General features: G+C 42.3%; 14 protein-coding genes and 1 pseudogene. 8 read left to right on the top strand and 7 right to left on the bottom strand.

What is annotated here, in order from left to right:
• Positions 1 to 266 precede the first annotated feature (266 nt).
• Together LJE72_RS04415 and LJE72_RS04410 are read left to right on the top strand one after the other, a co-directional pair.
• Positions 267 to 416, top strand: a complete 150-nt coding sequence (locus LJE72_RS04415) for a hypothetical protein (RefSeq protein WP_229246411.1) — start codon at positions 267 to 269, stop codon at positions 414 to 416.
• A gap of 268 nt (positions 417 to 684) precedes the next feature.
• Entirely contained in the window at positions 685 to 2,040 is a 1,356-nt protein-coding gene (locus LJE72_RS04410) for an MFS transporter (RefSeq protein WP_229246410.1), read from the top strand.
• Positions 2,041 to 2,186: 146 nt separating this feature from the next.
• Here LJE72_RS04410 and LJE72_RS04405 read toward each other — a convergent pair whose 3' ends face one another.
• Positions 2,187 to 2,510: a hypothetical protein gene (locus LJE72_RS04405; protein WP_229246409.1), complete on the bottom strand. Its 324-nt coding sequence runs from the start codon at positions 2,508 to 2,510 to the stop codon at positions 2,187 to 2,189.
• Positions 2,511 to 3,169: 659 nt separating this feature from the next.
• Between LJE72_RS04405 and LJE72_RS26155 the strand changes: the two genes are divergently transcribed.
• Positions 3,170 to 3,301: a hypothetical protein gene (locus LJE72_RS26155; protein ID WP_282437829.1), complete on the top strand. Its 132-nt coding sequence runs from the start codon at positions 3,170 to 3,172 to the stop codon at positions 3,299 to 3,301.
• Positions 3,302 to 3,596: 295 nt separating this feature from the next.
• Here the strand turns inward: LJE72_RS26155 and LJE72_RS04400 are convergent.
• Positions 3,597 to 3,908, bottom strand: a pseudogene (locus tag LJE72_RS04400) (DUF3102 domain-containing protein); the annotation flags it as partial.
• Between the two features lie 408 nt (positions 3,909 to 4,316).
• On the opposite strand from LJE72_RS04400, the gene LJE72_RS04395 reads away from it, so the two are divergent.
• The 3 genes from LJE72_RS04395 to LJE72_RS04385 all read left to right on the top strand — a co-directional run bounded on the left by LJE72_RS04395 (position 4,317) and on the right by LJE72_RS04385 (position 6,843).
• Positions 4,317 to 5,501: an MFS transporter gene (locus tag LJE72_RS04395; RefSeq protein ID WP_396390355.1), complete on the top strand. Its 1,185-nt coding sequence runs from the start codon at positions 4,317 to 4,319 to the stop codon at positions 5,499 to 5,501.
• Between the two features lie 218 nt (positions 5,502 to 5,719).
• Positions 5,720 to 6,595 carry a hypothetical protein gene (locus LJE72_RS04390; protein ID WP_229246408.1) on the top strand — a complete coding sequence of 292 codons (876 nt, stop codon included), beginning with the start codon at positions 5,720 to 5,722 and terminating at the stop codon, positions 6,593 to 6,595.
• Positions 6,592 to 6,843 (top strand): Uma2 family endonuclease, encoded by a 252-nt coding sequence (locus tag LJE72_RS04385; RefSeq protein WP_312038893.1) that lies wholly within the window; start codon positions 6,592 to 6,594, stop codon positions 6,841 to 6,843. The genes LJE72_RS04390 and LJE72_RS04385 overlap by 4 nt, the downstream gene beginning before the upstream one ends.
• Positions 6,844 to 6,958: 115 nt before the next feature.
• Here LJE72_RS04385 and abc-f read toward each other — a convergent pair whose 3' ends face one another.
• Positions 6,959 to 8,905, bottom strand: coding sequence for a ribosomal protection-like ABC-F family protein (gene abc-f / locus LJE72_RS04380; RefSeq protein ID WP_229246407.1), 1,947 nt, complete (start codon positions 8,903 to 8,905; stop codon positions 6,959 to 6,961).
• A gap of 99 nt (positions 8,906 to 9,004) precedes the next feature.
• Positions 9,005 to 9,157 carry a hypothetical protein gene (locus LJE72_RS04375; RefSeq protein ID WP_229246406.1) on the bottom strand — a complete coding sequence of 51 codons (153 nt, stop codon included), beginning with the start codon at positions 9,155 to 9,157 and terminating at the stop codon, positions 9,005 to 9,007.
• A gap of 280 nt (positions 9,158 to 9,437) precedes the next feature.
• Here LJE72_RS04375 and LJE72_RS04370 point away from each other — a divergent pair, with 280 nt between their 5' ends.
• The gene (locus tag LJE72_RS04370) at positions 9,438 to 11,174 is read left to right on the top strand and encodes a sigma-70 family RNA polymerase sigma factor (protein ID WP_229246405.1); all 1,737 of its coding nucleotides are present in this window, start codon (positions 9,438 to 9,440) and stop codon (positions 11,172 to 11,174) included.
• 508 nt (positions 11,175 to 11,682) lie between these two features.
• Here LJE72_RS04370 and LJE72_RS04365 read toward each other — a convergent pair.
• The 3 genes from LJE72_RS04365 to LJE72_RS04355 are packed head-to-tail and all read right to left on the bottom strand — an operon-like array spanning position 11,683 to position 13,406.
• Positions 11,683 to 12,123 carry a hypothetical protein gene (locus LJE72_RS04365; protein WP_229246404.1) on the bottom strand — a complete coding sequence of 147 codons (441 nt, stop codon included), beginning with the start codon at positions 12,121 to 12,123 and terminating at the stop codon, positions 11,683 to 11,685.
• An 11-nt stretch (positions 12,124 to 12,134) separates the two neighbouring features.
• Positions 12,135 to 13,046, bottom strand: coding sequence for a M56 family metallopeptidase (locus LJE72_RS04360; RefSeq protein WP_229246403.1), 912 nt, complete (start codon positions 13,044 to 13,046; stop codon positions 12,135 to 12,137).
• A 3-nt stretch (positions 13,047 to 13,049) separates the two neighbouring features.
• On the bottom strand, positions 13,050 to 13,406 hold the full coding sequence (locus LJE72_RS04355; RefSeq protein ID WP_229246402.1) for a BlaI/MecI/CopY family transcriptional regulator: 357 nt from the start codon (positions 13,404 to 13,406) through the stop codon (positions 13,050 to 13,052).
• 280 nt (positions 13,407 to 13,686) lie between these two features.
• Between LJE72_RS04355 and LJE72_RS04350 the strand changes: the two genes are divergently transcribed.
• Positions 13,687 to 14,214 carry an Imm42 family immunity protein gene (locus LJE72_RS04350; protein WP_229246401.1) on the top strand — a complete coding sequence of 176 codons (528 nt, stop codon included), beginning with the start codon at positions 13,687 to 13,689 and terminating at the stop codon, positions 14,212 to 14,214.
• The last annotated feature ends 80 nt before the right edge of the window (positions 14,215 to 14,294 follow it).

Raw genomic sequence — 14,294 nt, 5'->3', positions numbered from 1 at the left:
AGGTTTCTTTGATTTAACTTGGTTTTTAAACATTTAGACTTATTTAACGATTGCAAAAAGAGATTTAGACATAGTTCCTTCTGTGGAGCAAAAAACCCTATTTATTGAGGTGTTCTGCCTATTGTGCCAACTATTTGTAGGTTGGCACAATTTTTGCATTATAAATACGTTAGGTGATGCATGTACACCTAAAGCGATGTTAAGGGGAGCAAGAGGTAACAGCGGCAATAATCCCCGGATACAAGAAAAAAGGAGGTATTTAAAAAATGTGCTTTAGACCAGCAGGAGTATCAAAACCCGTTGAATGCCCGAACTGCAAAAAGAAGATCGCGGCCATTGGAGGAATTAATCAAAAGAAATGTCCTTTTTGTAAGACAGAACTTCCTTCAGGCAACGATGGAAATACCAACAAATAAGCTTGGCGTAATCACCCATTATAAACTTCTTTATCCAAACCCGAAAAAGGAACTTAGGCTATACTAGTCAGACTTCCATGCCGCAACCCAGCCATTGATGAGTGGAAGATTTATTTTCTTCCCGCATCTTTGGCCTGCCCAAATGCTTATGTGTCTCCATGTTTCTGAATTAATGAGTTCCTATGTTACTAATTCACTCGATGTTCTATGGTTATTGCAAATATTTCTTGCATAACAACAATGTAGATTACAAAGGGAGAATAAAAAAATGAAAAATTATAGCGTATCTGAAGTAATAGATTCCTTCGGGGTCAACAAGTTCACTTGGCAGATGTTTTTTTTACTCGGCATGGCTATGGTATTTGATGGTTTTGACTATATGATAGTTTCCTACACTATGCCACAAATTGCGGCTGAATGGGGTTTGAACGCAGTTCAAAAAGGGAGTTTGTCCTCTTGGAGCCTCATAGGTTTGATCGTTGGCGGTGCCATCGCAGGCATCGTCTCTGACAAAATTGGTAGAAAGAAAACCCTGGTTTACTCTGTCGCCGCATATTCTCTGTTAACTGTTCCCATCTTTTTTGTCCATAGCTTCGAGGCGTTTGCGTTTTTCCGTGTCTTGACCGGAGTAGGGTTGGGGGCTTGCATTCCTGTTGTAACCACGTATTTTTCAGAATGCGTACCAACCAGCCGCCGAGCTGTTTTTATAACCTTCGGTATGGCTTGGATGATCGTAGGTTGGATGTTGGCAGGAATTGTAGCCACCTTTTTTGTTCCCGGTTTAGGGTGGAGATTTTGTTATCTGCTGGGGGGTATACCTTTATTATATTCGATTTACTTGTACTTTAAGATGCCAGAATCAATTCATTGGTTGACGAGTAAAGGGCGTAATCAAGAAGCCGTTAAAGCTCTTCAAAATGTTGAGAAAATTGCTACCGGAAAATGTTCAGAGCGGAACCCTGAAGCATTAGTTGTTCCGCCACCGCCCAAAGTAATCGGACCTAAAGCTCTTTTTTCTAAAGAATATAGATCAATAACTGCCGGTATCTGGATCATGTACTTTTGTGGTTGTTTCATTGTTTATGGCATCAATGCCTGGTTGCCTTCATTGATGTTAGAGAAAGGGTTAAAGCTGAGTTCAGCTTATGGTTTGGTAATTGCTCAAAATGCAGCTGCAGTTATTGCTAATTGCTCGACAGGCTTTGTATCGGAACTAGTGGGACGCAAAAAAAATCTCATCATAAGCTTTACAGTTGCCGGTATTGCTGTTGCTATTATGGCATTCATCGGTAGTAGTTTTGGGGCAATCTTAGTTGCAGTTCTTTTCTTAGGTTTTGCTGTTAATTATGCAATTACCGCCATACAGCCACTGATGGCGGAGGCTTACAGAACTGAATTCAGGAATACTGGGATAGCCTGGTGTCATGCATTTGGCCGACTCGGGGGGGCTAGTGCTCCTATCGTCGCTGGTATCATCATTCAAATGAACCTTGGATATTCGATGTCGTTTTTATTTTATATAATCCCTGCGTTATGCGGTATATTAGCAGCCATTGTCTTTGTTAAAAACGAAACTAGAGGCAAATCGCTGGATCAACTTGCCGAAGAACAGATGAATTTGTGAAAAATTGAGCATCTACTCTACTCCACCGAAGCAGAATAGGGAACACCCACTTATAAAAGTGGGTGTCGTAAATGTGGATTAATAATTAAGAAAGAAGGAATCATACCAGGAAATGGCTTCATTAAGCTTGCCTTATAAGTACTCTACTAACTTACTTTATCAGTGTTCTTGGAAGTTCTGCATAAACTAACTCGGGCATCAAATATTTTGGTGGTTACCTTTCTGGAGTGATCAGTGTTCCTGAAAGTGGGAAATACTGTATAAGAATCCATGACAAGCTCTACCTGCTTTCTAATGACCATTGCCAATAGGTCTGTGTTTTCTTCATAGATTCTTTCGTCTAATCCCCGTTTGATTAAATACCTGATAGTATCCGATGTGGTCTCGCCTCTTTTCTCCGCGATCACCTGAATTTGTTCAAACATAGCCCAATGGAACTTCACCGTCACCGATCTAAGGTCTGTTGACATAGAACACCCTCCTTAAGCCGATTGACCTTCCGTCAACTCTTTAGTTTTTGCTACTATATAATAAAATATGCAAATTCAGTGCCAATAACACGGCTTCTCAACGCCTTAACAACTAAAATCTCTCTTATAACCAGCTGGCAGAGAAGAGAAAATTTGAAATGCGGTCTTGTTGAAGCTTTCTAAGAATAGAAGAGGATAAATAAAGAATTCTTTAGAGATATAAAAAGAGCTAAAATATTGTGAAGATATGGTTGAAGCAGGAAAAATTATTAAATAAAGTTTGAGGGTTAGGATAGAGGCTGGCAAAAAAATCTCAATATGATAATAATAAACTCATTTTAAAACCAGATCATAATAATTGGCTAGGATTGTATAACGGAGATGTCCATGATCCCCGCGCGGTGGTATGCGGAAGATTAAGAAGAGTTTGGTCCCTAGGCTGGGGAAGGAGAAGAATCACAATATAAGGAGTAGGGAAAGACTAGAAAACTTAGTGAGTAGTACAAGAAATGCGAGGCAAAGTTGCAGCCTCGCATTTCTATCTTCAATTTATGGGATATCCAGGCTAAGAAGTTCTATTATATTGGTATTGAAGAAGAGCGGAAAAGGTTGTATGGACGCTGCATGTTGAAGTTACATAAAGGATGGAGATAATCACAATGCCAACAGGAAAGAAGCTGATTTATCTGACATTGGTGTTAGTTGTCATGTCATGGGGTTTGAATGTCGTAATGATTAAGTTCCTAACACAGCAGATGTCGCCAATATTGGTAGGCGCAATCACTTTCTGAAGCTTTATAAATCGCGTCTGCCGTGGTTGCTCCCTTTAAATTAGAAACTCTAAACACACCTACAGATGTTTGTGTCCAATTGATACTAGCACTAGTTTGATCATATCTTAGTAATGGTCCTCGATACAAGAACATAGGTTTTATTTCACCAGTTGGTTTCATAAACGGCTGTTTTTGACATATGCATGACGGCTACTCTAAATTTGTCTGGCCGAAATCAAATGAAGAATACTGGAGTAAAAAACTTCTGAGAAACAAAAAAAGAGATGAGGAAAGCAGACTGAATTTGGAAGTATAGTGGCTGGGTGTAGGTCAAAATCGACACCAGTGTCGATTTTGGATTGCTGTCACTGTCAGGGGAGGCTAGCTGTTCCGTCCCATATTCTTGGCAGAGCTTCGTCAGTCTTTCAGCCGTGGGCTGGGAGTAATCGACCGATTCCTTCAACCAGTGGCCCCATTCCCCATGGGGGAGCAGGTCCTTGGCTTCCTTCAGCCGCCGGCCGATCTCGATGGCGTTGGTAAGCAGGACTTTGGAAGTTTGTTGCTTAATAGTGTTGATTTCAGACGCGATGACGAGCGGCCTGCGTTCAGTGATTGTCACATTCAGCAACACGAGGTAAAAGAGGATATTAATGAATGTACAGGCTAATCGTGCTATAATATGGTAAATACAACAGTCTTGGCAAATGAGGGGTGTTTATAGTGGGTTTAACTGAACCTCAAGTGGTTAGTATGAATCTTGAAGAGCTATTTAAGTGAGTGCATAGCATAATATATAGTGTGGTTTTATTACTCTTCTTCTAATAATATGTTCTTATCTTGCCTAATAGCGAAAATACAGGAATGATGAAGACTTTGAGCCCAAACTGTAGGGCTTTATTTTATTTACCTTGGCAAAGATGGCTAAAATATATAATCATGAAGATTGGTACATGCAGGATTTTGCCAGATAACCTCGAACTAGTGAGAATTACTAAATCTAAATTGAGAATCTGAGAAACGAGGCGCAGTAATTTTGAGTAATATGTATTTGATTTTTTTGAGCATTGGTCATCTAGTGGTTGATTTGGGCCAGGGGATCCTGCCGATTTTAACGCCTGTGTTAGCGAAAAGTTTTCAGCTCAGCTATTTTCAGGTGGGTATCGTCGCCCTTGCCTTTACCTTTAGTTCAGCTATTATCCAGCCGATTTTCGGAGTGCTTAGCGACCGATACAGCATGCCTTGGTTGATGCCCGTAAGTCTTTTCCTTTCAGGCTTTGGTTTGGCTCTGACAGGTATGGTCCACTCCTACGGACTATTGTTGCTAGCGGTGCTAATAAGCGGTATCGGGGTAGCGGGCTACCACCCTGAAGGGTCTAAATTAGCCCATTTTCTCAGTGAGGAAAGCAAAGCGGGGGCATCAATGGCGATCTTCTCGGTGGGAGGAAATCTCGGCTTTGGCCTCGGTCCTATGCTGGCTGTATTTGTCTTAAGTTTTGCCGGACTGAAGTCCATTCAAGGTGTTATGATTCCCGGGGCTTTGGCCGCGCTACTCTTCATGTTTTTATTGCCCAGATATAAGTCCATATTGGTTGAAAGAGCTCAGAATCATAAAAAGACTATACAACTAACTGCAAAAAGTAAGGTTAAGGTCGGGAGCTTAACAATATTGCTTCTCTATGTAACAATAAGGTCATGGATACAATCCGGTCTGGTTTATTTTATTCCATTTTATTTTCCAAGTTTTAGAGGAATTGCAGAACCTGAATATCTAGTGAGTACATTTTTAATTGCCGGGGCGGTAGGCACGATTTTGGGCGGTCCTTTTGCCGACCGTTTTGGAGGAAAAAACGGGTTGTTGGTTTCTATGATTGTTAGCCTAATCACAATCTATCCTTTTTTGCATTTAAACAGCACTTGGATCTCCGTTCTGGCTTTTATTGTCGGAGCAGCGCTGATCTCGACTTTTTCCACGACTGTGGTATTTGGACAAAGGTTACTGCCTCATAATATTGGACTTGCTTCAGGTATGTTGCTCGGTTTTGGAGTCGGCATGGGTTCAATTGGAGTAACATTACTTGGAGTAATCGCTGATCACTTTGGTCTGCCATTAACAATAAACATTATCAGTGTGCTTCCAATCCTGGGAATAGTGCTTGCTGTTACTCTACCGGATATTAGAGCACGAGAATCCTCTCTTGAGCAGAATCCCGCGATATAGCAGTGAGTATGACGAGAGGGGGTTCTTGTCTGTAAAAGAGCAAAGCCACCCTTCACTATTGGTGCAGTTTTCTCCATGTAGGGCAATTTACCACTTTTCTACAAGTATAGTTTTAAAAGGACTGGTGATTGGGGGAAGGAAAAGTAAGACCTCCGACGAAATAGTAAAGGATCAGAATATTTCATCCCATTCCGGATAGGGTTAAAACGGAGGTAAAAATGAAAAGCAAAATACTCTTAGCAGCAATGATAGTGGCCCTACTTGCAGCAGGATGCGGAAAAACAGCTCCAACTAATACCACCCAACAACCCAGGGAGGCAATTGATTATCATCAATACCTTAAAAAAACATGGACTAAGAGAAATGAGGCGGATAATAACTCTGGAAACGACGTGTCTTTCGCTATTTCTAAAATTGAAAATGGAGAAATAACGGGAGAACTCATGGTGGTCGGTCCTGCTCCATCCTACCCTAATGCTTCGGCCAATTTAAACGGAATAATTATTAATGATACGGCTGAATGTCGGTTTACCGATTCGAGAGAAAATACGGGAACTATCAGATTGGTCTTTAAACCAAACAATGAGATGGAAGCGACTATCACCCTTACGAATAAAGCGCAGGATAATAAAGCCCAGCCGCCGGCAGGAACTTTCCAATTCGCTCCGTATAATCTTAAAGATATAGAGGGCTTTAGTCCCATTGAGAATCAATCTTTCATGGTGGATTTAAATTCATGGGGCAGGGTTAAATTCGTATCCGGAAAATTGACTGGGGGTAACCATATACCGGCAGTATTTTATTTAACCGATGAAAAGGGAGATATCCTTTATAGTTTTCAGGCAACCCTCCCCTATAGGGTAGACGTTAAAGCGGTCTCATTTGAAGATGTGAGTAAAGACGGGCTGAAAGATATCATCATCATTGTTGATGATGGTTATGCCGGACAAGGGAACGTTCCTTTGGCTGCCGTCTTCTTTCAAAAGGACGACGGATCCTTTGCTAATGATCTGAAGTTGGATCAAGAAATAAACGATTCAAAGAACAATAACGATGTAAAAACCGTGAAGAGCTACTTGGCGGGAAAACGATAACTTGCAATCTGCGCCTCCATTATGGTACTCTCACCCTGATTATAGAAATATCATCTCCTTCAACGGCAAGGATAGATAAGCTTTTTAAGTTTAATAAATTTGAAAAGGCCGGGGTTAAAGAGTATTGGATTATTGAACCAAATGGTAAATTCGTGAGCGTGGTTACTTTACAGAACAATAAGCGCTGTGGACGGCCGGATGTATATTCTGATGAAGAAAAAATAAACGTGAGCGCCTTACAGACCTGATAATTGATCTTAATCCGGTTTTTGCTGCTTTCTAAAATGAAGTAATGTCTGCCTTTGATAGAATGGTATTTCCAATCAAAGACAGACATTACTTCATTTTAGGAAAGGCAGATGCCTAATCTTTATTGGGCGCATGACTGGACATGATTTTATCAATAGCAACCCACTTCTCATACAATAAATTAAGCTGGCTTTCAATAGTCTCTCGTTCATGCTGAAATGAAGCTAGTCTTGATGAGTCAAAAGAAATTGCAGGGTCAGACATTTGAGCCTCAATATCAAGAATTTGTTGTTCTAGTGCGGTTATTTCCTTTTCTAGTTGAGTGGCTGAATTATACGGATTAGCTGCCTTGGAAAGAGGCGCTTTAACTTGCTGCCCTCGTTTAATTGCAAGGCTGGCCGGACTGTCTGTTTTACCTGCAATCTTAATAATTAGTTTGTTCTTTCTTTCCAGATAGTCATTATAATTCCCCAAGTACTCAGTAATCTCGCTTTGGTCAAGTGCCCAAACCTTGTGAGCCAAACGGTTGATAAAGTACCGATCGTGAGAGACCGCCAGCAGCGTGCCGGGAAACTCCTCCAACGCTTCTTCCAGAGCTTCCCGGGAATCAATATCCAGGTGATTCGTAGGTTCATCGAGCAATAACAGATTTGGCTTTTGATACATGAGTAATGCCAGTTGCAGCCGGCTCCATTCTCCGCCGGACAAACTGCTGATCTTCTGGAAAACGTCGGAACCGTAGAAGAGAAATTTTGCTAACTGTTTTCTGGCTTCACCTTCTTCCATATCCAGTTCTGCCCGGAAATATTGAAGGACGGTTTGGTCGGACTTGAGGGGAGCACTGTCTTGGGAGAGATATCCGCTGTCAACTTGTGAACCAAGACGTATTTCACCGTGATCCGGGTTTTCCTGAGCTAAGACTAACTTCAGAAGAGTACTTTTCCCGCAGCCGTTTTTTCCGATGAGGATGATTCGTTCGCCGTAAAACAGCCGGGCACTGACTTGGCTGAAAAGTGAGCGGTTAGCATAGGATTTGCTGATTCCCTCCAGGGAAATCACCTGCTTTCCTGAACGGTCACTTTGTTCGAGCTGGAGATCGATTTTTTTGTGTTCTAAGATCGGTCGCTTTAGTTTAATCATGCGGTCTAAGGCCTTTTGCATCGATGCGGCACGGCGATGAAAACCGGGATTTGGTGGATTGCGGTTGCCCCACTCAATTAATTGTTTGATGGATTCCTGCATCTTTTTAATCTTTTTTTGTTGTACTTGATAATTTGTGAACTCTGAGAGCAGGCGGCTCTCTTTTTCTTTCTGATAGTCGGTGTAGTTGGTTTGATAAGTTACGGCTTCCCCGTCTTCCAGCTCAATGATTTTAGTTATCACTCTATTTAAAAAGTAACGGTCATGAGAGACAACGATGACCGTGCCCCTATAGTTATTAAAAAAGGTCTCAAGCCATTCGATGGAAGACATATCTAGGTGATTGGTCGGTTCGTCCAGTAATAAAATATCAGGCTGCGTCAATAGTAAGGCTGCTAAACTCACCTTCGTTTTTTCTCCGCCGGATAAAGAGGAAAATGGCCGTGGATAGTAATCCGCCGTGATGCCGAGTCCGATGGCAATCCCGTCGATGTGGGAAGAGATTTGGTACCCACCAGCCTCTTCGAACTTCTCTTGAAGTTTGCCATATTCCAGCATAAGTTGACTAAGTTTATTAGTCTCGGCGTTCATGGGGGCGGACATTTTTTGCTCTAATCCTTCTAGTTGCTGCTGCCACTTCTTTACTTCTTGAAAGCACTGTTCCAATACTTCATAGACGCTCACTTTGTCGTCATATTCAGGGGCCTGAGCTAAGAAACCAATCCTGGTATTTTTGCGTATGGCGATTTGCCCTTGTTCAGGTTGAAGGGATCCTATGATTAACTTTAAAATAGTGGACTTTCCTGTTCCGTTACGGCCTATTAAACCTACACGCTCTCCCTGCTTAATTTCAAAGGAGACGTCGGTAAGCACTTCATTGGCGCCAAAAGATAGTTTGATGTGTTGAAAATCAATAATCATGTTCATTCTCCTTCAGGGAAATGACACTATCACGGATTTAAGCATAAAAAAGCCGCAGGGAAATGTCCCTACGGTCGCAGCTTTAAGGTTTCGTTGCGGTTATGGTAGGCGTGTCATTTCGTGATTTTGTTGATCCGTACTCAGTTGCTTAGAAATGGGTATAGCTATCCCGTTAAATGAAAGTGCATACCTAATTCCAAAGATTGCTATTGGCAACTGTTCAAGACGGAGCATTGCAAAATCGCGATTCATCCTTCCACACCTCCTTCACCGAATGATAGGAATATAATAACATAATCCTTGTGGAATAATCAACCAATTCTTAGCCTATATAAAAAGCTGCAGGAAGTATCTTTTTTGCCTGCCTTGCTTAGGTTGTCTTTAAGTTGTAGACTGATGCAATCAGTTCACATATGGGTCCGAAATGTCATCATAAAAACTTTTTAAAAACAATGGAACTTTTTAACCCCACTATGAATCCTAAGTACTGAAATGCATTTCGAATTGAAATAGTTGAGGTGAGAATCAAAACGTGAAAAAAGATCTGATTGGGAGGGCTCGGCAGGGTGACCTTGACGCTTGGGAAGTATTAGTCCAGGAAATCTATCCCCAGGCTTCCAAACAGGCTTTCTGCCTGCTGAGAGATAAAGATCTGGCCCAGGATGCCGTACAAAACACGATGCTTAAGGCTTTTAATAACCTGTCAGGCTTAAACGATGAGGTTGCTTTTACCGGTTGGTGGCGGCGGATATTAACCAATGAAGTGTACCTGCTGCTGCGTTTCAGCAGCAGGGTAATGCCGGGGATAGCACCGGAACTGCTGAACACCGGGGAACTGCCTGTCGAGGAGGCTGTCACGCTGAAGTTGGAAATGGGGCAGGCGATTAAAAGGCTTCCTCTGGAACAACAGCAAATCCTGCTTGATATTGATCTAAGAGGATTAAGTTTACAGGAAGCTGCGGAAGAATACACTCTTCCCCTGGGAACGGTCAAGTCCCGATTATTCCGGGCCCGGGTTCGTCTGCAGGAGACACTGAAAGATTATAGAAAAAAACCAAAGGAGCGAGTAGACATGACGCTAGAGCCATCAGATATAAAGGACCGAATTTGTGACTATTTAGAAGGAACCATGGAAGCAGCAGACAGAAATGCCTTTGAACAAGAACTGTCGCAAAACCCTGCATGGCAAGAGGAGATGAAAAAGCAGAAGGACTTTTTGACATTCTTGCATTCTCTGACAGGTAAATTAACTCTTTCTGTAGCCGAGATTAAGGATAAGGTGCAGGCGGTGATAGAGAAAACAGAGGATTACGAGGAAATCGTGGATGCAACTTCCTTTGAGCAGGGAAAACCGACCACCATGACCTCCCATATCTGGTTCAAGAAGCCTGATTGCTATCGGACAGACGGGGACAGTGGGGCAACCGGGCCCATAACGGTCATTATAAAAGACGGAATTATGCTGAGTTGGCTTGCCGATAAGCGCCAAGTCAGAAAACTTATCTTAAGCCAGGAATACAGAGAACGCGGCAACTTTAATTTCCCGGACAGCCTCAAGGCTATGGCCGAGAATAAATCCAGCCGGATCTTAGGCACAGAATATCTGCAAGGCCGGCCGGTTCTTCATGTGCAATTCAGTGAAGAAGTTCCCGGGTTGGGGGAAATGAATACTCATCACTGGATGGACAAAGAAACCTGGATGCCAATACGAACGGAATATTATAATGTTAAAGGAGAGCTGGTAAACCGCCGGGAAGTGAGGGAGCTTCACCTCAATCAGGGACTGCCTGATTCCCTGTTTGAACTGGATCTTCCTGAAGGGGTAACCATTGAGGAGGAAAACACTCAAGTCCTCAATCTTCCTCAGGATATAACGTTGACTGGGGCAGCAGAGCGTTTAAGTCAAGCACCCTATAGTTTGGCCGGTCAGAATTATAAGATCAAACACCAATGGATTGAAGTAAAAGAGGGTAAAGGTGCTCTGCTCAGTATGTATTCCGTCTTCGGTGAGCGGAACCCGTTATTGATAGTCACCCAAGGGCCGGTGCAGCATACCAATCTGCCTCCAAATTCCAGCAGGTCACCCGTAGAACTTGAGTTTGACGGCAGGAAAGCAACAGGAGGACTCACCAAGATCGAATTGGCGGGTGTGAAATACATGCTCGATTGGCAGGATAATGGTTACTATTATTCCTGCGGCGGGCAGCTTGAAAAAGATGAGTTGCTCAAAATCCCCGGAAAATTGACGCAGGCAGAGTTGGAACTTTAAGGGAGGTGACACTAGTAGATTGAACTACCACAGTGTATTTCATCTTTACGAAGGGAACTAGGGGAACATTATTCTTACTATATTGAATTATTGTATGCATAAGGGGATAAGTAATCACACTGGAGCCCAGAATAACCACAAGGTCGGAGGGGGAGAAAGGAATTATCTCTAAGGATTCAAAGAAGAACCTCTTGCCAAAGCTAAAGAGAACCCCATCCATCAGTACCAGCTCCCCCAGATACATGAGGAGTGTTGTCAAGGAAGCAGATAAGGCAGGTATGGTCTTTGTGAACAGCGGACACTTTCCAGAAAAGTTATGTTCTCAGATCATTTTTCCAAAGCCATAGATCATATTCAGCACGGTCAGTATGATGACAATAGCAATAAGGTAAAAGTGAAATTTGAAAGCCAAATTCAAAAGCCAGGAATAATAGAATTCCCAAAACCCATGTATAGAGGGTAACCAGAGGCTAAAAAAAGGATAAACAGGGACAGAAAACAGGATTTTTTATAGTTCATAACTGTTCACCCTGACATGGCCTTGGGCGGCTGGTCTGGCTGAGATGTTTTTGCTGTCTTCATACACAGCTTTTATGTATTGATAGTTTAAGTCTCCGGAAGAGACCTTGAAGCATTCTGTCTTCCCGTCAAGCCAAAACACTCCGTTCTTATCAACCCAGAAGCTGTTAACCCCCTTTCCCTTATAGGAAAAAGATACATGAAAGGCAGTTAACAGACCTATTGTCTGTGCAGTTCTTTCAAAGCTGAGAGAGTTGAACTGATTAAGCAAGTTATCGACGATCCTTTGATCCGCTCCAAACATTGCATAACTGGAACAGCCATAGAATATTGTAATATTGTCCGCCGTAAGCGTTCTGTTGCTGTCTGACGTTGTACAACCCGTCAGCAGCAAGATAATAATCAGCATGATTAAGAAAACTCGTTTCAAAGCAGCACCTCCTAAACAGTAGCGTTGGTGATTATGATGACAGCAAGGGAGATTAGCAAGGCAGCAAAGCAGAGTGAAGAAAAGATCGTAAGCTTTTTATAGGAAAGAATAGTTTCAAGGCGCAGCTTTGTTTTTGTTCCGCCAAATGCCGAGGCGAAGAAAGCTTTGCCGGAAGCGCAGGTGAGTAGGGCGAGGGCATACTCCTTGGTTTGCCGTTCATTGAGGCTTTTGATAACCTTGGCATCACAGGCCAGTTCCATATCTGCAAAAAAGCTCTTTAGGAATACCCAGGATAGGGGATTAAACCAATGAACGCAGGCCGTCAGCAAGGCTATGGCTCGAAAGAGATTGTCTCGGCGTGCAATATGTACCTGTTCATGGAGCAGGATATAGTCCAGATCCCCGGCAGCTATCTGGGCAGGGATAATGATTTTGGGCCGAATAATACCATAGACAGCCGGAGCGGTAATTTTATCCGATTGATAGATATTGCCGCTTATAAGCTTCGCTGTCTTCAACTCTGATTTGGTCATGAAGTAGAGCAGCACCAAGATTAGCATGACAGCACAGGAACCGATAATCCAAATCAGGGATGCCGCATTAAGCACGTTTTTAAGCAGGTCGGTTTTGTATTCGAGAGGGAAATAGTTTTTGGCAGCCATTATACTGTTGGTGGTTGTGATCTGAGGCAGTTCCTGGCGGATAAGCACTGTTTTGGTGGTGAATTTAGAAATCAAGTTGAGCAGGCTGTATTGATTAGCAATTCCAAAAGGCAGCCAGAACCTGATCAGAGGAAGAAGCCATAAGACATAGACTGCAAAACGCGGCAGAATTTTAAGCTTGCCCAGGGACAAAACAAGCAATCCGGCAACACTGCCGATGATACTCATGTTAAGTACCCAGTAAAACAGTTCAGCGAGCATGGCCTACCTCTTTTCTATCAGTTTTTTCAACATCTCCAGTTCATCCTCAGTAAGGTCATTTTCTATGAAGGAGGCGAAAAAGGCTTTTTTAGAGCCGTTATACAACTTGTCGATAAGGCTTTGGGTTTCAGCCTTGCGTACCTCTGCTTTTGGGACCAGGGAAGTACAGACAAAATTCGGTTCAGTCCGTTGAAGGGCATTTTTATCCAGCAGTTTTTTAATAATCGTATAGGTTGTATTCTTATTCCAGCCGATGGTTTCAGCAGCGATAAGAGAAATTTCTTTGGCCGATACCGGCTCCTTATCCCACACAATGTCCATGATTTTGAATTCGCTGTCAAAAAGCTTAACCAATGCCAAAAATAAAACCTCCAGACTATTCTAGTCGTATAAGTGTATACTACTAGAATAGTCTGGAGTTGTAAAGACTGTTTCGAAGTTTTCCGCGGAAGGGGCAGAAAAGCTAGGCTTAAAGGAGACTATTAAGATTGATTTATCCGAAGTGTAGGTTTACAATAACCAACTAGGCGATGTATCATTTCGGTGAAAGTGGAGTCACGGATACAAGGGTTGATAATACAAGCTTATTTGGTAATCATACGTGATATGAAACCACTAAGTATTGTTTTTTGGAGGATTTATGATTATAGGGAACAAATCGGAATTTGCAATTGAATACGAATTAGCCTCGGATTATGGTGGCGTATGGATGTTTGGAGGAATTTGTTATTTTATTAAAGGCAAGCAAATAGGTGATTATGAACTGGGCACTTCATTGAGGGATGTAATGTTCCATCTACATAATATGATTCGTGATAGTGGAAAACGAATACATGAGGAACTGTTTCCCTTGAGTAAGTTCGAGTTATTTAACAGATTAAATGATGTTCTATACGGGTACAAAGATTCCGAGTACGAAGAGGTCGGACTTGAGGAAATGTGGGCGCGTTTCGATATAGTTCCGCGTGTCGACGTTTTTGATGAAAGTAAAGTCTTTTTGGTAGAGGATAAGAATCAGTCACGAATTGTCTTTAGAGAAGGTATTAGCCAAGGACTTAGAGGAATCCATGAGGCTTACATCAACAAGGGAGAATTCGATAGGGTAATTTGTGAAACTTACAAGCAACTCGACAATATATATGATTTAGAACTTATGAAACAACCGTAAAACGTGAGTTAAAAGATACTTGCCCGTGGTTTGACAATGACTTTGCGGCAGTTGATCCCTCACGCGACAGGTTCAAGTTT

Source organism: Desulfosporosinus shakirovi (assembly GCF_020595055.1).
Classification (GTDB): Bacteria; Bacillota; Desulfitobacteriia; order Desulfitobacteriales; family Desulfitobacteriaceae; genus Desulfosporosinus; species Desulfosporosinus shakirovi.
This window is presented reverse-complemented; position numbering and strand designations above follow the sequence as displayed.